Source organism: Fusibacter sp. JL298sf-3 (assembly GCF_053842995.1).
This window is the reverse complement of the sequence record NZ_CM132608.1, coordinates 3,054,537-3,072,975: the sequence shown is the minus strand read 5'-3', so window position 1 is coordinate 3,072,975 and position 18,439 is coordinate 3,054,537. Positions and strand designations below refer to the sequence as shown.

At 47.9% G+C, this 18,439-nt stretch carries 18 protein-coding genes, 1 tRNA gene and 1 riboswitch; of the genes, 5 read left to right on the top strand and 14 right to left on the bottom strand.

Going from position 1 to position 18,439, the window contains the following annotated elements; genetic code table 11:
• Window positions 1-7: 7 nt before the first annotated feature.
• Entirely contained in the window at window positions 8-2,263 is a 2,256-nt protein-coding gene (gene helD / locus ACR6HW_RS14670) for an RNA polymerase recycling motor HelD (RefSeq protein ID WP_455728455.1), read from the bottom strand.
• Between the two features lie 171 nt (window positions 2,264-2,434).
• Here helD and ACR6HW_RS14665 point away from each other — a divergent pair, with 171 nt between their 5' ends.
• Window positions 2,435-3,037, top strand: coding sequence for a class I SAM-dependent methyltransferase (locus ACR6HW_RS14665; protein ID WP_455728454.1), 603 nt, complete (start codon window positions 2,435-2,437; stop codon window positions 3,035-3,037).
• Window positions 3,038-3,060: 23 nt separating this feature from the next.
• Here the strand turns inward: ACR6HW_RS14665 and ACR6HW_RS14660 are convergent, their stop codons facing one another.
• From ACR6HW_RS14660 to ACR6HW_RS14645, 4 genes are all read right to left on the bottom strand, one after another.
• The gene (locus tag ACR6HW_RS14660) at window positions 3,061-3,561 is read right to left on the bottom strand and encodes a hypothetical protein (protein WP_455728453.1); all 501 of its coding nucleotides are present in this window, start codon (window positions 3,559-3,561) and stop codon (window positions 3,061-3,063) included.
• Window positions 3,552-3,953 carry a DUF4430 domain-containing protein gene (locus tag ACR6HW_RS14655; RefSeq protein ID WP_455728452.1) on the bottom strand — a complete coding sequence of 134 codons (402 nt, stop codon included), beginning with the start codon at window positions 3,951-3,953 and terminating at the stop codon, window positions 3,552-3,554. Before ACR6HW_RS14655 ends, ACR6HW_RS14660 begins: the two co-directional genes overlap by 10 nt.
• Window positions 3,954-4,183: 230 nt before the next feature.
• Window positions 4,184-4,348: riboswitch (cobalamin riboswitch) on the bottom strand.
• A 35-nt stretch (window positions 4,349-4,383) separates the two neighbouring features.
• A complete protein-coding gene (locus ACR6HW_RS14650; RefSeq protein WP_455728451.1) occupies window positions 4,384-6,381 on the bottom strand; it encodes a methyl-accepting chemotaxis protein in 1,998 nt (665 codons plus the stop codon).
• 53 nt (window positions 6,382-6,434) lie between these two features.
• Complete coding sequence (locus ACR6HW_RS14645; RefSeq protein WP_455728450.1) at window positions 6,435-7,400, bottom strand: UbiA family prenyltransferase; 966 nt, start codon at window positions 7,398-7,400, stop codon at window positions 6,435-6,437.
• Window positions 7,401-7,536: 136 nt separating this feature from the next.
• Here ACR6HW_RS14645 and ACR6HW_RS14640 point away from each other — a divergent pair, with 136 nt between their 5' ends.
• The 3 genes from ACR6HW_RS14640 to ACR6HW_RS14630 all read left to right on the top strand — a co-directional run bounded on the left by ACR6HW_RS14640 (window position 7,537) and on the right by ACR6HW_RS14630 (window position 9,501).
• The gene (locus tag ACR6HW_RS14640) at window positions 7,537-8,376 is read left to right on the top strand and encodes a YitT family protein (RefSeq protein ID WP_455728449.1); all 840 of its coding nucleotides are present in this window, start codon (window positions 7,537-7,539) and stop codon (window positions 8,374-8,376) included.
• 74 nt (window positions 8,377-8,450) lie between these two features.
• A tRNA-Thr gene (locus ACR6HW_RS14635) sits at window positions 8,451-8,526 on the top strand.
• 162 nt (window positions 8,527-8,688) lie between these two features.
• A complete protein-coding gene (locus tag ACR6HW_RS14630) occupies window positions 8,689-9,501 on the top strand; it encodes a histidinol-phosphatase HisJ family protein (RefSeq protein WP_455728448.1) in 813 nt (270 codons plus the stop codon).
• Window positions 9,502-9,567: 66 nt separating this feature from the next.
• On the opposite strand, the gene ACR6HW_RS14625 is transcribed toward ACR6HW_RS14630, so the two are convergent.
• The 9 genes from ACR6HW_RS14625 to ACR6HW_RS14585 form a co-directional block, all read right to left on the bottom strand.
• Window positions 9,568-10,023, bottom strand: a complete 456-nt coding sequence (locus ACR6HW_RS14625; protein WP_455728447.1) for a hypothetical protein — start codon at window positions 10,021-10,023, stop codon at window positions 9,568-9,570.
• Window positions 10,024-10,044: 21 nt separating this feature from the next.
• A complete protein-coding gene (locus ACR6HW_RS14620; protein WP_455728446.1) occupies window positions 10,045-10,245 on the bottom strand; it encodes a DUF6199 family natural product biosynthesis protein in 201 nt (66 codons plus the stop codon).
• Between the two features lie 27 nt (window positions 10,246-10,272).
• Complete coding sequence (locus ACR6HW_RS14615) at window positions 10,273-10,728, bottom strand: GNAT family N-acetyltransferase (RefSeq protein ID WP_455728445.1); 456 nt, start codon at window positions 10,726-10,728, stop codon at window positions 10,273-10,275.
• A 17-nt stretch (window positions 10,729-10,745) separates the two neighbouring features.
• Complete coding sequence (locus ACR6HW_RS14610; RefSeq protein WP_455728444.1) at window positions 10,746-11,546, bottom strand: DUF3307 domain-containing protein; 801 nt, start codon at window positions 11,544-11,546, stop codon at window positions 10,746-10,748.
• Window positions 11,546-12,397, bottom strand: a complete 852-nt coding sequence (locus ACR6HW_RS14605) for a SatD family protein (RefSeq protein ID WP_455730895.1) — start codon at window positions 12,395-12,397, stop codon at window positions 11,546-11,548. The genes ACR6HW_RS14610 and ACR6HW_RS14605 overlap by 1 nt, the downstream gene beginning before the upstream one ends.
• A gap of 196 nt (window positions 12,398-12,593) precedes the next feature.
• Window positions 12,594-12,803, bottom strand: coding sequence for a DUF4268 domain-containing protein (locus tag ACR6HW_RS14600; RefSeq protein WP_455728443.1), 210 nt, complete (start codon window positions 12,801-12,803; stop codon window positions 12,594-12,596).
• Between the two features lie 7 nt (window positions 12,804-12,810).
• A complete protein-coding gene (locus ACR6HW_RS14595) occupies window positions 12,811-13,404 on the bottom strand; it encodes a DJ-1/PfpI family protein (RefSeq protein ID WP_455728442.1) in 594 nt (197 codons plus the stop codon).
• A gap of 180 nt (window positions 13,405-13,584) precedes the next feature.
• Window positions 13,585-15,411, bottom strand: a complete 1,827-nt coding sequence (gene glmS / locus ACR6HW_RS14590; protein WP_455728441.1) for a glutamine--fructose-6-phosphate transaminase (isomerizing) — start codon at window positions 15,409-15,411, stop codon at window positions 13,585-13,587.
• Between the two features lie 310 nt (window positions 15,412-15,721).
• Window positions 15,722-16,804: an HD-GYP domain-containing protein gene (locus tag ACR6HW_RS14585; RefSeq protein WP_455728440.1), complete on the bottom strand. Its 1,083-nt coding sequence runs from the start codon at window positions 16,802-16,804 to the stop codon at window positions 15,722-15,724.
• Between the two features lie 92 nt (window positions 16,805-16,896).
• Here ACR6HW_RS14585 and mnmH point away from each other — a divergent pair, with 92 nt between their 5' ends.
• Window positions 16,897-17,916, top strand: coding sequence for a tRNA 2-selenouridine(34) synthase MnmH (gene mnmH, locus ACR6HW_RS14580; protein ID WP_455728439.1), 1,020 nt, complete (start codon window positions 16,897-16,899; stop codon window positions 17,914-17,916).
• Window positions 17,917-18,439: the final 523 nt, after the last annotated feature.

Here is an 18,439-nt window from a genome sequence, read left to right as displayed (position 1 = left end):
CCTGTTGTCATGTGGTTCTATACGTTTTTAAAGGCTCGGGAAATACGCTTGACAGGGCGTGTACGGCCATATGGTGCATCGCGCGCGTCGACGCCACATAGAGCATCTTGACGTCGAGTGCATCCAGTGTATACGCTTCTTCAAGCGATACGATAAACACGGCGTCAAATTCCAGCCCTTTGGCAATATAAGCCGGTAAAATAACCATTCCCGCTTCGTATTCCGATTCGTCACCCTTTAGCATTTTAGGTGCATATTGCTTGCGCTTTTTCAGCGCCTGCAATACTTTTTTACATTCGTTTTCCGTCTTTAAAATAAGCGCTATCGACTGATAACCTGCGTCGACACATTCCGCTAGTCCGTTCTCCAACGCGTCATACAAAGCTTGTTCCGACGCATGTGACTCAATTACAGGCTTTTCTCCGTGGCGAATAACGGGTTTTGCCAAAACTTTTTCAGCGTTTTCCCATTTGCCGATGATGTGGTTGGCAACTGCCATGATTTCCACAGTCGTTCTGTAGCTTTGTTCAAGTGTCAAATACGTCACGTGGTCTTCACGGAATACTTCGCCGATGAGCTCTCCCCAACTGTCCATACTTCTATAAGCGTGAATCCCCTGTGACACATCGCCGAGCAGTGTCAGCATCTCTGTCTTACAGACGTTTTGGATAACGGCCACTTCAAAGGGGCTGAAATCCTGTGCTTCGTCGATGACAATCGTCTTGATGTCACTGGCGCCGTCTACGCCGAAAAATAGGGCTTTGAGCAGTATCAGTGCCGCCATATCTTCTTTTTCCAGTTGACGTGCTTTCAGCTGTGCTTCAAGATGTGCCCCCACGGCTTCCGGCGCCGAGGGCGTCGATTGAAGAAAAGTGGCAAATGCCCTGTAGTGGTCGAACAACTTGATTTTTTCAAAGGCCTGCATATACACTTTGACCAGCGTTTTTACATCGGCGTCCAACTTTTGGAGCCGCGATGCCTTTTCGTCCATTAACGCCACAACTTTTTCCCGTCGCTGTTCGTCAGGTGGCAGTGTTCTGAGCAGGTGTTCAATGGTGCCGTCATAGTGTGTTACGGCGCGTTTTCTCAGCCGTTCAAACTGTTGTTGCGTTCTTATTTTCAATGTTTTTTCCAGTGTCTTCAATCGCCTGTATAGCGGCAGGTGTCCCAAATCCTCACGTAAGAGCTTTCTCATTTCTCCGGCAGACATGAGCACATGCCCCTCGTAGACAAAGGGCACCGTCGGTAAAAACGCCGCTTCGCAAGCTTTGAAGTACGCTTCCACATGGACTTTGTACGCCAATTTCCCCTTGTACTTTGAAACCGACAGCGCCGTATCGTATCCGCGCTCAAAGTAAGTCGTCAGTTTTTTCATCGGCGGCTCGATTTTCATTCGAAGGCCCGTGCACCCTCTAAAAAAAGCTTCAAAAGTCGTCTGGACGACTTTCTCCACACCGAGCTCCGGCAACACTTGGGAAATGTAGTTGAGGAACAGGTGATTGGGTGCCATAATCATGAACGCTTCAGGCCGTATAATGTCCTGATACGTGTAGATAAAGTAAGCGATTCTATGAAGGGCTATAGTGGTCTTGCCGCTGCCGGCGACGCCTTGTACAATCAGGGGCTTGCGCATATCTGCCCGTATCACTCGGTTCTGCTCCGCCTGTATCGTCGTGGCAATATCTTTTAACCGGTTGTCGGCACCTGCATTCAGTGATGCCTGCAGCAAAGCGTCGTTGGTGGCGATGTCGATGTCCATATACCGCTTGAGCACGCCTTTTTCAATCTCGTATTGGCGCTTGAGCAGGAGTTCGCCGCCATACGTTTCCCCTTGCGAATCGTAAGTGGTTTCACCGAGTCGACCCTCGTAATAAACACTGGCAATCGGCGCGCGCCAATCGACAATAATCGGCAAATCGTCGTCTTCTTTCATCAACGACGTCTTGCCGATGTACATTTGTTCGATTTTGTCACTGCCGTCTGCCCTAAAATCAATCCGTGCAAAATAAGGTTTGTCATAGGAACGCGTCAAACTCAAATAGTTTTTTTCCGCCATCTCCATATAACGCGTGTTTAACATAATGCTGATGTAGCTTTGCGAACCGTCCAGGACATCGAGATCGGCCATGGCCTCTTTGACGTTCCGCCCGTAGAGCGCTTTGTACTGCTCAGTGGCGTGAATGGTCATGCGCATATAGTCTCTTGTAAAGGAGAGCCGCGCTTCCTCTGACTCGAATTCTGGGTGTTTTCGTTCAGTCATCATTGCCTCTTTTCTCATAGGGAAATCGCTTGGATTTCCGCGCGTTTAAGTCGACACTGGTGAAATTCGTGGAAAATTATTTTACCACATTTAACGCCTTGGTTTCAATTGGGCATTTAAAGAAAGCGCCTTTTTTGATATAATCTTAATCACTATGTAACGAAAGGACCTATTATGAAACGTTTTGAGGAACGGGTGTACCCTAAAAATATGCGCCCGACCAACGGCATGCTCATTGAGCATCAAGCGCGCTACGACTTCGTCAAGTCTCACTGTAAGGGCCGTGTCTTAGACATCGCCTGCGGCTCAGGCTACGGCGCAGACCACATCCACAACCTCCAAGTAACCGGCTACGTCGGCGTCGACATCGACGCGGCAACTGTCGCTTACGCAACTGAACACTACGGGGGAGAAAACCGCCAATTTCTCGTAGGGGACGCACTGGACAAAACACTGCCGTCAAAGCTCGGCACTTTTGACGTCATCATCAGCTTTGAAACCATCGAGCACTTTCACGGCGACAGGCAGTTTCTTCAGACGCTCTACGACCTCTTGGTTCCCGGCGGTACGCTGTTTATTTCGACGCCATTTGGCAGAGGCGTCGGCCAGCCGTGCACTTGTCCCTACCACGTTCACCAATACACTGAGGCCGAATTTTTAGAGCGCCTCGAAATTTTCGACCAGGTGACTATGTACCATCAAGTTGGCGACACCATTGAACAGCCTTTACCTGAAAAACGGTATTTTTTAATGCTCGCAGAATGCAAAAAACTCTAAACCAACGCGTTTAGAGTTTTTCTTTACATATGCGGTTTTACTTTTTCAACAGTTCTCACAACGGGTTTAAATAAAAACAGCGCAATGAGAAAATTTGACACGCCGTGTACGATATCAAACGGCAAGCCGCTGATCCAATACGTAAAGCCGTAGGCGGCGCCGTAAAAAAACGACTCAAAGATAGCAAACATCAAGCCAAATGTGAAACCAAATACTGCCGAGAGCCCTGCATAGGCGTATTCATTTCGCGTAACCCTCGACAACAAACTCGCCATCACAATCAGCAACGGCCATATAAAGTAATAGCCGATTATCCAAGTCCCAAACCCCCACAACAACACCTCGGTGGTTACAAACACAAACGCTGCAAGCAGTGTCCGCGTCTTGCCAAAAACAACGGTGTACACAATGAGCAAAAACGTGACAATTTCCACGTTTGGAATGCTAAATAAGGCCATCTTACCCGCGGTTAGCGCCGCGGATAAAATGGCTATGAGGGTTAAATCTCTCGTTTTTATTCCCAATTTTGAATCTCAAACCGATAGACGTCGCCGTCGAGTACCGGAATGTCTTTTACGCCGACCATAGCGGGTTCTCCATTGATGGAAATGTGGTAAAACTCTTTCTTTTCTTGCGTTGCCACATACCCTTTCATACCGATGAGCATCGGTCCAAAATCTTGTTCGTCAAATACAGTCCCGAGTGTTTCTTTCTTCTCTTCGAGCAAATCGTATAAGTATTCTGCATCGGTGTGAAGTGTCATTTTTTCATCGATGTTTTCCGACGGGATAACCACTTCAACTGTAACGGCTTTTGAGCCCTCTTGTGTTTCTGCACCGAAGAATTGATTGTAGGCAAAAAGTGCGCCTACTGCAACCAATACCACAACCAGTGCAATGACCAGTTTGTTTTTCATTATAGCCTCCTTAGTAATTATCCGCTCTCGCACTGAGAACGTCTGTTTTTTTTTCAACAACATCCGACGTCGTCTCGAGGTTTTAAGTCGATTCTCACCACCGAGCTTTACTCGGCAACCTTTCTAAAAATCGCTTTGTCTCAAGAGCGCCTTCTCACGCGTAAAAAGCCCGTTCTCCAAAGGGAAAACGGGCTGTATCAGCTTCATTTCCATCCCACTTCCCAGGAGACTTCTATCGTTCATCAACGGCAGGTCTACCGGCTAGGCTTCATCCTCTGACCACCCTTCCCGCTTGCGCAGTGGTATGTGGCGTTCGTCGGCCATACGGTTGCTGGGACAGCTCGCTAAGCGATTCCCTATTAAGTCTTGCGACACCTGTTGACGTTCTGTTGTTCTTACTCATTATAATGAATTTAAAAGCCAATTGCAACTAGATTTTGAACTTGCTGATTTCTTCATTGAGGTGGACAGAAATTTGGTTGAGGTCTTGTGCGGACTTCGCCACTTCCTCCACGGCAAAGGTCTGCTGATCCATAGAAGCGGTTACCTCTTCTGAAGCGGCAGCCGTTTCTTCTGAAACAGCTGAGATGTTCTCAATACTGCTGACGATGCGCTCCTTGTCTTCGTTAACTTCCGATACAGACTGACCGATTTCATCGATGTTGCGCGTGATTTTTTGGAACGCCGACTTAATGGTTTCAAAGGCGCCGATAACGTCGTTCACCGCGCTGTTTTGATTTTCTGAGATCGTCTTGAGCGTCGTCATACTGCTCACCGACTCAGCACCGTCTTGTTGGATGTTGAGGACGATTTCTTTAACCTGCTCTGCTGCATTGGCAGACTCTTCAGCCAGCTTTCTGATTTCCTCAGCGACAACTGCAAAGCCTCTGCCGTGCTCTCCGGCGCGCGCCGCTTCAATAGAGGCGTTAAGTGCCAAGAGGTTGGTTTGAACTGAAATCGCCGAAATGGAATCCAAAATACCGCCGATTTCCTGTGTGCGATCGTTAAGTTGTAAAATAACAGTTTCAATGGCCTTGTTGGCGTCCATCGATTCTCTGTTCTTATCGCTGAGGTCGCCGACGGATTTAAGACCGCCTTCATACGCCTCTGTTGTGCTCTTAGCAGAAAGCAGCATCTCGTCTGTGAACTCGTTGAGTCTGACGAACTTCTCTGAGAGTGCACGCGCCACCAAAGTACTCTGCTCGGCATCTTGTGCTTGATCTTGTGCCCCTTTGGCGATGTCTTCAACAGTCTTCGCCACTTCGTCTGCAGAAGCACTTACTTCTTCACTTGTAGCTGCAAGGCTTTGCGACGACGTCGTCAATTGTCCGGACACTTGCTGAACATTGTTTACCAACTTCCCAAGGTCTGAGATGGTTTCATCAAAGAACTTGCTCAACACGCCGATCTCGTCTTTGGATTGAATATCCGAATGAACACTGAGGTCTCCGGTACGAGCGGTTTTCATCGCTTCGACAAGTCGCTTGATGTTATCGTTAAAGCTCTTTGTAAACAAGAAGACCAGTATCACGGCAATGACAAAGCCGAGCAATGACGCCAAGGCGATGTTTGTAATAATGGTGTTTAAATCCGCTTGAATTTCGTCGTAATAGAAGCTTGAAACAACAGTCCAGCCCACGCTTTCAATCGGTGAGAACGAAGCCAGTTTTTTGTGCTTTTCACCATCTTCTGTATTGGTGTAGTCTAAGGTCTCCATGCGGCCTTCAACCAAAGCGGCTTTAATGACTTCAGAATCCATCTCTTCGCCGATTTTTGACGGGTTTACATGGGTCATAATAATGTTGTTGGCATCCACGGTAATCGGATAACCTTTTTCGCCGATTCTCAAATCTTTGGTCTGATCGTTTAGAGTGTCGAGCAATAAATCAGCGGCGATAACGCCTGCGAATTTTCCCTGTGCGTTGTACACCGGTGCACACGCTGTAATCATCATGGCGTTTACCGTGTCGTCGAAATAAGCGTCTGTCCAGACAAATTTACCGCTGTCTTTGGCCAGTGTGTACCAGTCGCGCGTCCGCGGATCGTAGTCGCTTCCGAGGTCGTCGTCCGGTTTCACCAACATCTTGCCGGCTGTCGTTCCCATATAGATGGAGAAAATGCCGTCGTTGCTCGACGCATAACTGTCGAGGACTTCTAAAATAGCGCGTTCGTTTATCGCCGGATCCGCCAGCAACGCCTGTTTAGAAAGCGCTTCGACAATGCCCTGATAGCCCGACAAATAGCTTTCCATAGACATGGCTATCTGATCGCCCACATCCTGTGTGGCTTTTAATTGGTCGCTCTTAATAATACCGGATACCCGCCAATAAGTGAGCCCCCCCACTAAAATTTGTACGATTAGAATAACTGCTACAAAAATTGAAATGACCAGTTTTCTAATACTTCTCTTAACTTTAATCTCATTCATACAAACCCTCCTCGCTATAAAAGCGCCTCATTAAAAAATCGTAATATTCGCTTTTATACCCCGAGTTCGATCCATTCATTCACCAGTACCCCTACAAAAAGTAGTATATTTACAACTGTTGCTGTCATAACGAAATTTTTAACCGCCAAAACAAAGGTTTTTCCCTTTACAGGTGCTTTTACAAAGCGCTCGGTCTGCCTGTAGACAATCGGCGTCAAAACAAAAACGCCGAGCAGTACCGTCGGAAGAACCCCACACAATACTCCGATTAAAACCACGGCGTAAGCCGCTATGACATTGCCAATATAAAGTTTTACTGCAGCCTGACGGCCGATGGCCACCGGTAGTGTATGGCGTTTGTTAACGATGTCTTCTTCTCTGTCGCAGATGTTGTTGGCCAACATGATGTTGGCAATCAGCAGAACAAACGGCACGCAAAGCCACGCGATAGGCAAGAGCACCTGATGCGCTAAGGCAACAGTCAACCAGCCGCCTTGCAAGTGTACGCGAATAGGTTGCTTGCTGTAACTGTGGATATAAAACGCTAAAAACGGAATGATGCCCCCCATAAAGCTGCCGCTAAACACCTCGCCTAAAATGGTTCTCGATATGGGCAACGGTCCAAGCGAATACAGCATCCCGACGCCAAAGGAAGCCGCACCTAATAAAAGTACAATATAATCCGTTCGAACAAATAAAACAAGTCCTATTATAACGGCTAGACCAAAGAGTGCATATAGGACCAATTGCGCATTTTTGACCGACAGTTCACCTGCCCCCATGGGGTTGTGCACTTCGTAATGATACCCTTCTTTAAGTTCCGCTTTTTGATAGTCCATATAGTGGTTGAGACCTGTGGTGCCCATATCCACGAGCAACAGGGCCGTCAGCATCAACAGCGCGTTAATCGCATCGAGCTCAACACCGGAATAAGCCGCCATCAACGTCCCCATCAAAAACGGCAGGACACTTGCGACTTTTGTCTGAATTTCTACAAATTTTAAAAATTTCTTAATCATCTTTTTTCACCTTCTTATTATTCTATCGACACATCGATTATACAGTATACCATATATTAAAAAGCTTGTAACATCAATTGACGCCTTATGTTCGGAAACGTATAATAATATCAGATTGCATCATTGGAGGTGTTTCATGAAGAATATACGATCGTACTTGCTGATTTCACTTGGGGCACTGCTGGTCGCTACCGGCATCTGTCTCTTCTTTATTCCGGCGAACCTCGCAACTGGGGGTATCACAGGTCTCGCCCTTGTTACGCATAAGCTCGTTCCCGCAATTTCCATTGGGAACGCTCTGCTTATCCTCAACGTCGTGCTCTTCGGCATCGGCTTTTTAACCATCGGCAAGGCTTTCGGCGCGAAAACCATCTACGCTGCTGCCCTATTGACAGGGCTGGTATACGTTTTCGACGCTTTCGTCACTCTAGACGGTCCGATTGTCGACGACTTACTCGTCAACTTAATCGCCGGCATCCTCGTATCTGGGTTGGGCCTCGGCATCGTCTTTAATCAAAACGCCTCGACAGGTGGTACCGATATTATAGCAAAGGTGTTGAACAAATACCTCAACATCGATATCGGCCGCTCACTGCTCATGGCGGACTTCGTCGTCGTCACACTCGCCGCTTTCAGTTTCGGCATAGAGCTGGCTGTTTACGCACTTCTCGGCATTATTATGAACGGCTTTATCATCGATGCGGCCATAGAGGGCTTCAATCTAAAAGTCAATGTGTCCATTATCTCGAGCGAGTCCGTTGCCATTCAAAAGTATATTGTGGAAAGTCTCGAAAGAGGCGCCACCATCTACACGGCTAAAGGCGCCTACACCATGAGCGACAAAGAAATCATCACGTCGGTGATGGGTAAAAAAGAGTTCGTCCGATTGAAAACCCACGTCAGAGCCCTTGACCCTAAGGCATTTGTGATGGTCTCTAACGTGCGGGAAGTCCTCGGCGAAGGCTTTTTCAGCTAGAACATTAAAAAAAATTAATCACCTGAATTTTCTCTTGTTTTTTATAAAAAAATCATTTATAATAACAAAAGAATGCCGTCGTAGCTCAGCAGGTAGAGCAACGCCATGGTAAGGCGTAGGTCGTGAGTTCGAATCTCATCGTCGGCTCCAATTCAAACCTCTAGCACAAGCTAGAGGTTTTTCTTTTTTAACAACAAATGTTGTTGCAGAAAAACAGGGAACTTTAATGGCTTTGTGGAGGCGTGCATTTATTACCCCTACTGCCAATCCGTAAACACATGCCAACGACTTGTCTAAATTGAGGAGGCTTTTATGAAACCGTTTAAAATGGATTTTCACGTCCACAGTGACTTTTCAAGTGACTCAAAAGCACCGATGGAAGAGATGCTTCAAGCGGCAATCGACCAATCGGTAACCCACATTGCCTTCACCGAGCACGTGGATTACGACAGCGACCCATCGCTTCGCACCACCGAGTGGGATTTTGACCAGCCGGCTTATTTCAATCAAGTCGAGGCATTTAATCGCCGGTACGACGGCGTTATCAAGTTACATTATGCGGCAGAAATCGGCCTTCAAGAAATTTCAGCAGAAAAAAACGACGCTCTGTGCAAAGCTTATCCATTTGATTTTATTTTGGCCTCGCTTCACACGCTGGAAAAAAAAGACGTCTACCTCAGCCCACATTTTACAGACGGCTCTGCTAAAACGGCCATTCAAACGTATTTTGAAGCGTACTTCAACAACATATGCGCATACGATAATTACGACGTTCTCGGACATCTCGATCTCTACCTGAGGTACCACCCTCAGACGAGAAATGTCCCTTTTTCAGCTTTTTCAGATTATGTTGAAACGCTACTGAAGAAGGTGATTGAAAGTGGCAAAGGCATCGAGGTCAACGCCGGTGGTCATCGATACAACCTCGGACACAACAACCCCGACACACCGATTTTAAAGCTCTACAAAGACCTCGGTGGAGAGATTATCACCCTCGGCAGCGATGCCCATTCCACCGGATATGTCGCCCATGCCTATGAGGCAAATGTCGCCCACTTAAAAGCACTGGGCTTCCAATACGCCTGTACGTTTGAAAAGCGGCAGCCGGTCTTTCACAAGCTGTAGCCTCTGATAAATTTCAAGAAAAAAGACGCCGTCAAGTGCTCACTTGTAGGCGTCTTTTTTATCTTATCAATCTTGTGATAAATATTTATACGAATCGTCTGTGACCTTTTTGAGCACCTCTTCGCACCCCTCTGATTTAAGTAGCGCTTCAAAGAACTCGAACATAATCGCTCTCGACTGAGACATGTGGTTCAGATGGCGGTCTGTCACAACCTGTTTTTCCATATTCCAGTGACAACCTTCAAGTGGTTCTAAAAGACAACTTACCATGACCTCCAGTTCACTAAGCACTGCCGAGTTGTCTATAGATGGACTGATCATGTGCCACACTTTAATGTAGTTGGCTCGACCAAAGGTTTCTCGATCTTCAATCCCAGTCAAGTAGGGGAAGTCGTTTAAAGTGCTCGGCCTTCTGCAGTCGTAAATTAAAGTGAAGCCCACTGTCTTGTTACTCGCCCAAGAGGTCTTCAATAGGTACCCTTCAAGTGTCTTCGTTCTTAAAACTCTAATCCCTCGCATCATCACCTCGCGTTCTATAGAGGATTAAGACTTGTACACCAGCGGCATCACCCAAAAGAAAATAAGGGCCACCGCCGAAAGGATGCGCGTCATTTTGAGCGCCATCTCAGAACGCTCCCTCGTGTGCGTCACACGCCAAAACTCTGTAACTTTTAAAAACAACTTAGGGTTGACGATGCCAAGTGCCAACACCAGTGACAAAACCAGTTTACCAAAAAGATTCATAAAGCTCTCCTTCTCTCATGTGATTTTCTATGATGACACGCACGCCTTTGCGCGAGGGGGTTCCTTTTTCCATACCATTTCAACGGCTACCGCCCCCGCCTCTAAATCCGGTCGCTCGGCCACCGTTTGAAAAGCCGCTTTTAAATAAAAACGATAGGCCTTTTCGTTGGCCTTGTAAACACTGAGCGTCAGCGTGTCCACTTGTGCTTTTGCCGTTTCAAGAAGTGCGCGTCCCACGCCTTTTCCCCAGTGGGTTTCCCGCACGAAAATTCCGGCGATGTAAGTGTCCATTAGACCAATAAAGCCCACGACTTCGCCGTCTGCTTCGTAGACGTACACCTCCGCCTGAGGGAGCTGAGTTTTAACTTCTTCAAAATGCCCCGTCCAATACGAACGCGCCACAAAGGGATGTGCTAAACAATTGGTTTCTAGCCAAATGGCCATAACGGTTTCCAAATCGCCTGTTTCATACTTTCTAATCATCTGTTAACCTGCCTTTTCTATAGAAGTTTTTGAAAGACAGCGTACAAGATAAAGGTATACCCGACACTGAACAAAGTGCCCAGTAAGAAGTACTCTGCAAAGATTTTATGCGCCATCATTTTAAAGCGCGCTAAAGATTTAAGTGCCACGACAAATCCAATTGAAGCCAGTTGTCCGGCCAATAGAAACACAGCAATTAAGAAGCGCTCGAACACGCCAATCCATTTGCCGGTCTTCACTTCGTCAATAAAGTCGTAGTCGGCCTCGACGAGGTCCACTTTCAATTGGTCGTTGAGTTTGGCGGCGTAGTCCGGAACTTTTCGGTAGGCGATGTCGAACAAGAGCGGCACAAAGTAAATCCCCGATAGCGCCGTATAGAGGACGATAAAGCCCGCTTTGAATTCTTCGTAAGACACCCCGTTGCCGTTTAAGAAGGTCTCGACAAAATAGGCGTTTACCGCATGGTACCGAATGGGCACCCCGCGTGCGACGATAAAAATCAGCGCAATATGCACCGCTTGGTCTGCGGCAAACAAGAGTGCTCTAGCAACTTCCGGTGCCCGTCGCTGTTCTCCCCACCTTTGCAGGCCCTCTTTAACGATATCCACCACAATGTGCAGCACCGACACAAGGGCTATGCGCCATAGAATCTCACTGGGATACGCTACAAAAATCACCGGCAACGCCGTGAAAAAGAGCACTGCCCCATGTTTGAGAAAACCTCTTGGATTCAGCTGTGATTTTTCACGTACCATTTGCGTCGTCTGAAAGACGAAGTCCGACAAAACATGTGCGAACAAAAGCACCATCACCAGCATTACCCCACCGCCTTTCTCGCCGTCACCAATGTGTACAGCGCGCTGTACGCTTCCAAGAGTTCCTCCATATTGGCGCTGCTCAAACGTTCGTAATAACTTGAACGACTAATTTTAAGCGCCTGATATGCCGCCGATGGCTCAACGTTTTCAAGGGCATAGCGCATGGCCGCCCACTGCTTATCGGTTATCTTTTCAAGCGCCTTGTGTACCACGGGCAATACCCCGTTGCACACGCTGTCCGTGTGGCTGTAACCGGTTGCCACGCGACCGTCGTAATGTGCGCTCTTTTTCAGCTCAGCCAGTTGGTCCCTTGCGTTCCAAAAAATTGGCCCGTTCATCTCCCAAGAATTCTCTTTTATCGCACCGTCCACTTCGCCGATGCCAATGGCATACCGCGCTTCATACGGCTGTAAGTAGCTAAAGGTCAGCAACAAAAGCCGCCCGATGTCAGGCCTTAAAGGCATGAGCAACTGGAGCTCGTCGCCCTGTGAAACATGGTACTGCCGCTCGGTTTCAAAAGTGGTCTCTATGGCGGCGTTTAATGCGTTCACCTGCGCTTTTAAAGTCGCATCAAATGTCTGAGGGTCATAAGTCGACGACTTGACGATGTCCAGCGTCACCACCATATAGGTGCTGTTTGTCGCCGAATTCTCTTCTTCCAAAACGTACAGTCCACGCGACACATTTCGTATCACGTGCTGTTTCTTCAGTTCGTAAATGTACCAATGTACTGTGCTTTTTTTAATATCGCCGTATACGTCGGCATAAAATGTGTAAAAATCTTTTACAGCGATGGTCTTGTACGCTTTAAATCGCGTTTTAAGGGCTTCAACATGAAGCTTTTGATCCATCTCTTTCACACCGCACCCCCTTTTATACACAGAATACCATATCTCATTTGTTATGCCAATGTTTTTCCGGCTCAAAACCCTTACAAATAAAAATCCGGGTTTTAGACCGACAAATTGTTTTTCCGACTTTTAACCCGTACGGATGAAGGCGGCCTTTTTAAATAAAGTTCAGTAGGCCAATGAACGGTTTTAAAAGCTATTTGACATACTTAATAAAAGTCTCCGCAAACAACTCCGCATGCTCTTTTATCCAGTTGAACTGTCGCGTCCAGTCCTTCCTGTTAAAAAAATCGGCCTCTTTTGTAAGTTTTATTCGACTCGCTTTCTTAGTGGGAAGTTCCATCCACTCAAGTGGGGTTCCCATTGCGCGCTCAATTTCTTCTTTGTGATTAAAGCAGCGCCTCAAATCTCTTTTAAAGTCTCTTCAGTGCAAAATCATCGTTTGTACAATCGTCGTTCCAAACGTACTCAATAAGTGTCGCGATTTCCTCGGCCTTGTCTCTACCACAACAATCGCTGACAAAGCCCAATGCCATATCCATGCCGGCCGATACACCGGAAGACGTATAGTATTTGCCGTCGATGACCCAGCGCGCTTTGTCAACCCAGTTCACTTGATTACTAGTCGCTTTAACCCATGCCATGGCGCGCTTATTGGACGTCGCCTTTTTTCCGTTTAAAGCGCCGCATTTCGCTAGGAGTGCAGCCCCTGTACAAATCGATAAGCAATAAGCTGCCTGATTCGCTAGAGTCTCTAGCAGAGCTAAAAAGGCCGCGTCGTCGACCAACTGCCTTGTACCACGGCCACCGGGGACTACCAAAATCCCCTTTTTATCTGCATTTAGAATAGATTTCGTCGCTATCTGAGCTCCCTGTGCCGATACAACTGTCCCGCCAAAATGAGAACAATAAGTGAGCTTAAAGCCCTCTATTCGTCCCAAAATTTCAATCGGGCCAAAGGCGTCTAAGGTTTCAAATCCGTCAAAAAGCAAGAGGTTGACATCCATCTTTTTATCCTCCATTTTGTTTTCTAAAGGGCGTTCAGCGCTATGTAATTTCAAACACGCATGCACTTCACCGACAGTTAATGATACCATAAAATTTCTAGACTGTTTAGAGCGCATAAGAAAAGCGGCAACTCTATGGAGATGCCGCTCTACATTTATTCTACTTCCAGTCTCTGCTCTCTACTCCACCGTCACACTCTTCGCCAAGTTTCTCGGCTTGTCTACATCGTTGCCGCGGAGCGCAGACACGTAGTACGCAAAGAGTTGCATCGGTACCACAGCTAAAATCGGCGTCAACATGTCTTCCACAACGGGAATGTAGAACACTTCGTCTGCCGTATGGTGCACTTTCTCGTGACCGCGTTTGGCCACGGCAAAAACATGGGCACCACGGGCCATAACTTCCGTGATATTGGAAAGCATTTTATCGTACAAGCGGTCTTGCGTCGCCAGTGCTACCACAAAGGTATTGTCTTCAATAAGGGCAATCGTCCCGTGCTTGAGCTCCCCGGCGGCAATGGCAAACGAATTGATATACGAAATTTCCTTGAGCTTCAAAGAGGCCTCGTGCGACAAATCGGCGTCGATGCCTCTGCCCATAAAGAAGACCTTTTCGTTGTTGAACTGTTCAGCGGCCAGCTTTTGAATCTGCTCGCTCTCGTCGAGAATGCTCTGTATGTGCGCAGGCATCTCTTTTAGCGCCTCTATGACCTCGTGGTAGCGCTCTACTGAGAGATTGCCGTTCAGTCGACCAAAGTGTAATGCCAACAGATAAAACGCCGTGAGCTGAGTTGTAAACGCCTTTGTAGAGGCTACACCGATTTCAGGTCCCGCCCAGGTGTAGAAGAGGTCGTGGCTCTCACGCGCCACAGAGCTGCCGACCACGTTGACGATGCTCAAGATACGCGCACCTCTGCGCTTTGCCTCTCTCAACGACTGAAGCGTATCCAACGTCTCACCGGACTGAGATACGGCGATAAACAGCGTCTTCTCATCGATAAACGGATCGCGGTATCTAAACTCCGACGCCACATCGCAAATAACCGGTATCTTCGCAAAGTGCTCAATAGCGCGCTTGCCCACCAGTCCCGCGTGATAAGCCGTTCCACAGGCGACGATGTAAACTCTGTCGATGTTCTTCAGCATGTCTTCGTCTAAATGCACGCCTTCCAACACGAGATCACCTTCTGCATTAATACGACGCATAAGCGTTTCTCTGACACCTTTGGGCTGTTCGTGAATTTCCTTTAAGGTAAAGTGTTCAAACCCTTCTTTTTCCGCTGCGTCTTCATCCCAGTCGACCTTCATCACCGCTCTCTCTTGAACCTGTCCGAGGGCGTTGTAAATGGTTACCGAGTCTTTTCTGAGGTCTACGACTTCGTCGTTTTCTACGAGCAGAATATCCCGCGTGTACTTTAAAAGCGCCGGAATATCCGATGCGATAAAGTGCTCCCCTTCGCCGAGACCAACCACCAGCGGGCTGTCCTTTCTCACGGCAATAAGGCGCTCGGGTTCGTCTTTACAGATGACGCCGATGGCATAGGCGCCCTCCATGCGTCGCACCGCTTTGTTTACCGCTTCTAGCAAGTCGCCTTCGTAATACATGTCGATTAAGTGCGCAATGACTTCTGTATCGGTCTCCGATTTAAACGCAATGTGCTTGTCTTCTGACAGCCAGTTCTTAATCTCCATATAGTTTTCAATAATGCCGTTGTGAATCACGGCGATGGTGCTGTTGCCGTTGGTATGCGGATGCGCGTTTACCTCTGACGGCACGCCGTGCGTCGCCCATCTCGTATGGCCGATGCCCACGGTTGTAGCCATTTGTTCGTCAATCTTGGCTTCTAGATTCTTAAGGCGCCCTTTGGTTTTAAACACTTCGATGCCATCGTTTAAATGTACCGCGATGCCCGCGGAATCGTACCCTCTGTACTCCAGTTTTGACAGACCGTTCATTAAATAAGGAACGGCTTTATTGTCCCCGATATAACCGACAATACCACACATATATAAATTCTCCTTTGTTTTCAAAAAATAAAAAATACCCCTATCTTTGTGCAAAATAGGCGCACTTATAGCATGAACCAAGCCGCTAACTTTGTCCCGGAAATCACTTCCCGGATTTGTATAGCGTTTATCGGTGTTGATTACACCGCGAGGCACCCGCCGAATTTTCGATTAACCTCGCCCTCGTCAACTGATGACTTCATCAGCTCTGGCGCTTTTATTCACTTGTCGCATTCAAATGGCATCACCTCCATCTTTAGGCATTATACCACATCTCCGCCTGTAATAGCATTATAAATTTATGACAATACTAAAAACAACACCTCGATTGAGGCGCCTCTTTAATAAAAACCGTTAAGTCGTCCATGAGGTCTACAACCGCTCCAAGGGCATCGCCTTCAATAAGATGAATCACCGGACGAGAAGGCGAATGTGCGTTCACGGCTTTTACGATGCCCAAGCGCCCATCGCTTAAAATAACAAAAGTCCCCTGAGGATAGAGTTGCACCACTTGATGAAGGAGTTGAAGACTGTCGATGTCCACTTGATGCGGCGCGTGTTTCCTCAGTTCTGTTAAAGCGTCGCTTACAGAAATTCTCTGATTGTATACGCGATCGGACACCATGGCTGTAAACATGTCGCAAATCGTCACAATCCGAACGTGAAGCGGCAGTTTAGAAGCGCCTATGCCCTTCGGATAGCCGGAGCCGTCGAGCCTTTCATGGTGATTCAAAATGATTTCCTCTGAAAAAGAACCCACGTTAAAATAGGCCCTTGTCAAATGCTCGCCATACTGAACATGGGCTTTTAAAGCGTCGTACTCGCTTGCAGACAAAGGCGTCGTCTTGTAAAGAAGGGCATCCGGCACGAGGATTTTCCCTACATCTGCAAGAAGAGCGCCGACGACCATTGCCCTCAGGGTCTTGTGGTCAAGGCCTATCCGCTCGCCAATGCACAGGGCGAGAAACGCAGTCTCTATGGCATGGTCGTAGTGGTAAATCTGTTCGCCCAATAGCTCCGTGGTGTAATAGGTTTTGTCGATTCCGGATGCCAACGCGTTAAACAGTTGGTCGGCAATGGCCTCAATCCCATAGAGAAAAGAAAGCCCCGGTGGCGTCACATGCGCTCTATGGGCTAATATCCCGTCACAGATGTTCTTCATGCAACGCACCATTTGAAACTTGTCGTCATCTGAAATTATAGGGTCGATGACAATGCCCTCAGACAAGGCGTCGTTGATGTATATGTATGGAATAGCCGCCGATTGAAGCACCTCTTTGACAGCAGAGGTCACAGGCGTCCCTTTTTTTACAAGGACATTTAACCCACTGTCGTAGATATGTTTTGCCACAAGTTGTCCGTCTTTTAGTCGACAAGTCTCTTCTAAACGCATAATCGTCCTCCCTGTAGTTTCTTTACCCGATTTAAAGTGATTATCGCATTGGATTTTTTGTGGTATGATAGGAGACAGAAAGGAAGATGATTATGTATTCAGCAATACCCTACAAGCCGACCAATGATGCCATCGTCTATATCGATGTGCGCAGTCCGTTTGAATTCGAAAAAGGCCATATTCCCGGTGCCATCAACGCACCGATTCTTACCAACGAGGAGCGCCAGACCGTGGGCACCCTTTATGTAAACGGCGATATCGACGGCGCCAAACGCATTGGGCTCCAATACGGCAGCGCCAAATTACAGGGCTACTACGACTTGCTCTGTACCCTCAAAGCTGAAAAACCGAAGCACCGCTACGTGTTTTATTGTGCACGCGGCGGCTACAGAAGCCGTTCTATTGCGCTGTTGCTCAAGAGCCTCGACATCCCCGTCTATTGGCTGGACGGCGGTTACAAAAGCTACCGCAAACAAGTGACCACCTACTTCGAGGACGCTCAGTTTCCCGAGTGCATTGTCCTACACGGCTACACGGGCACTGGAAAAACGCAGATTTTAAAAGCTCTGGAGGCGCGTAAAGCGCCCGTCGTCGATTTAGAAGGCGCCGCCAATCACAAGGGCAGCCATCTCGGCGCTATTGGCACAGACGGTTACCAAGCGCCACAGACATTTGAAAACACCCTGTATGAGCAATTGATTCACCTCGAGCAGCCCTATTGCTTCATTGAATCCGAAAGCCGTAAAATCGGCAGAGTCTACATTCCCAAGCCGTTTTTCGAGCACATGAAACGCGGTCAACACGTTTTACTCAACGCACCGGTAGACACACGGGTAAAGCGCCTTATCGACGAATACACCATCGCCGACAACTTTAAACCGCTCTTTGAGGCCAGTTTACCGCGACTCAAGCCCTACGTTGCCCCAGACGTTTTAAAGCGCATAGAAGCTTGTTACGAGGCCGAAGAATACGCCCAGTTAACCGAAATGCTCCTGCGTCAACACTACGACCCGCAATACCTCAAGAGCATCCAAAACCAAACGTATAAAAAATCGCTCAGCGCCGTATCCATCGACGCCTGCGCCGAGGCCCTCATACAGACTTTTCAGTAGACAAAGCCAAAAGCTGCAGCCCCATAAGAAGGGCTGCAGCTTTTATTCAAGGGGGGACGGTTCTTTTGTGACGCTAATTGCGACACTGTAACGCCTCTGAACCTTCAGGGCGCTGTCCTATCAAGGCGTCTGTCCGCTGTCGCTTTCGGTAACGCGACGACGCCGGTCACCCTTTCACTAGGCGGCCATCTCTTGTCGTCTCCATTAGGACGTACCGACACAGTGAGAGACCATTCTCCCTATTCCAACGGTTACAGGCCGCCTAATTATACATAAATGTTAAATTCTAGTGTTTTCTGGCACAAAAGAACCGTCCCCTTTGGTCAAGCGATACAAAGGGACGGTTCTTTTGTGACGCTAATTGCGACACTGTAACGCCTCTGAACCTTCAGGGCGCTGTCCTATCAAGGCATCTGTCCGCTGTCACCTTCCGTAATGCGACGACGCCGGACACCCTTTCACCAGGCGGCCATCTCTTGTCGTCCCCATTGAGACGTACCGACACAGTGAGAGAGCGTTCTCC

Excerpts from the sequence above, each read along its gene's own strand:
- ACR6HW_RS14595 (WP_455728442.1), bottom strand. The coding sequence starts at position 13,404 with ATGGATGTCAACCTCTTGCTTTTTGACGGATTTGAAACCTTAGACGCC.
- helD (WP_455728455.1), bottom strand. The coding sequence starts at position 2,263 with ATGATGACTGAACGAAAACACCCAGAATTCGAGTCAGAGGAAGCGCGG.
- ACR6HW_RS14625 (WP_455728447.1), bottom strand. The coding sequence starts at position 10,023 with ATGATGCGAGGGATTAGAGTTTTAAGAACGAAGACACTTGAAGGGTAC.
- glmS (WP_455728441.1), bottom strand. The coding sequence starts at position 15,411 with ATGTGTGGTATTGTCGGTTATATCGGGGACAATAAAGCCGTTCCTTAT.
- ACR6HW_RS14645 (WP_455728450.1), bottom strand. The coding sequence starts at position 7,400 with ATGATTAAGAAATTTTTAAAATTTGTAGAAATTCAGACAAAAGTCGCA.
- ACR6HW_RS14665 (WP_455728454.1), top strand. The coding sequence starts at position 2,435 with ATGAAACGTTTTGAGGAACGGGTGTACCCTAAAAATATGCGCCCGACC.
- ACR6HW_RS14610 (WP_455728444.1), bottom strand. The coding sequence starts at position 11,546 with ATGCTGGTGATGGTGCTTTTGTTCGCACATGTTTTGTCGGACTTCGTC.
- ACR6HW_RS14605 (WP_455730895.1), bottom strand. The coding sequence starts at position 12,397 with ATGGATCAAAAGCTTCATGTTGAAGCCCTTAAAACGCGATTTAAAGCG.
- ACR6HW_RS14650 (WP_455728451.1), bottom strand. The coding sequence starts at position 6,381 with ATGAATGAGATTAAAGTTAAGAGAAGTATTAGAAAACTGGTCATTTCA.
- ACR6HW_RS14655 (WP_455728452.1), bottom strand. The coding sequence starts at position 3,953 with ATGAAAAACAAACTGGTCATTGCACTGGTTGTGGTATTGGTTGCAGTA.
- ACR6HW_RS14620 (WP_455728446.1), bottom strand. The coding sequence starts at position 10,245 with ATGAATCTTTTTGGTAAACTGGTTTTGTCACTGGTGTTGGCACTTGGC.
- ACR6HW_RS14585 (WP_455728440.1), bottom strand. The coding sequence starts at position 16,804 with ATGCGTTTAGAAGAGACTTGTCGACTAAAAGACGGACAACTTGTGGCA.
- ACR6HW_RS14640 (WP_455728449.1), top strand. The coding sequence starts at position 7,537 with ATGAAGAATATACGATCGTACTTGCTGATTTCACTTGGGGCACTGCTG.
- ACR6HW_RS14615 (WP_455728445.1), bottom strand. The coding sequence starts at position 10,728 with ATGATTAGAAAGTATGAAACAGGCGATTTGGAAACCGTTATGGCCATT.
- mnmH (WP_455728439.1), top strand. The coding sequence starts at position 16,897 with ATGTATTCAGCAATACCCTACAAGCCGACCAATGATGCCATCGTCTAT.
- ACR6HW_RS14630 (WP_455728448.1), top strand. The coding sequence starts at position 8,689 with ATGAAACCGTTTAAAATGGATTTTCACGTCCACAGTGACTTTTCAAGT.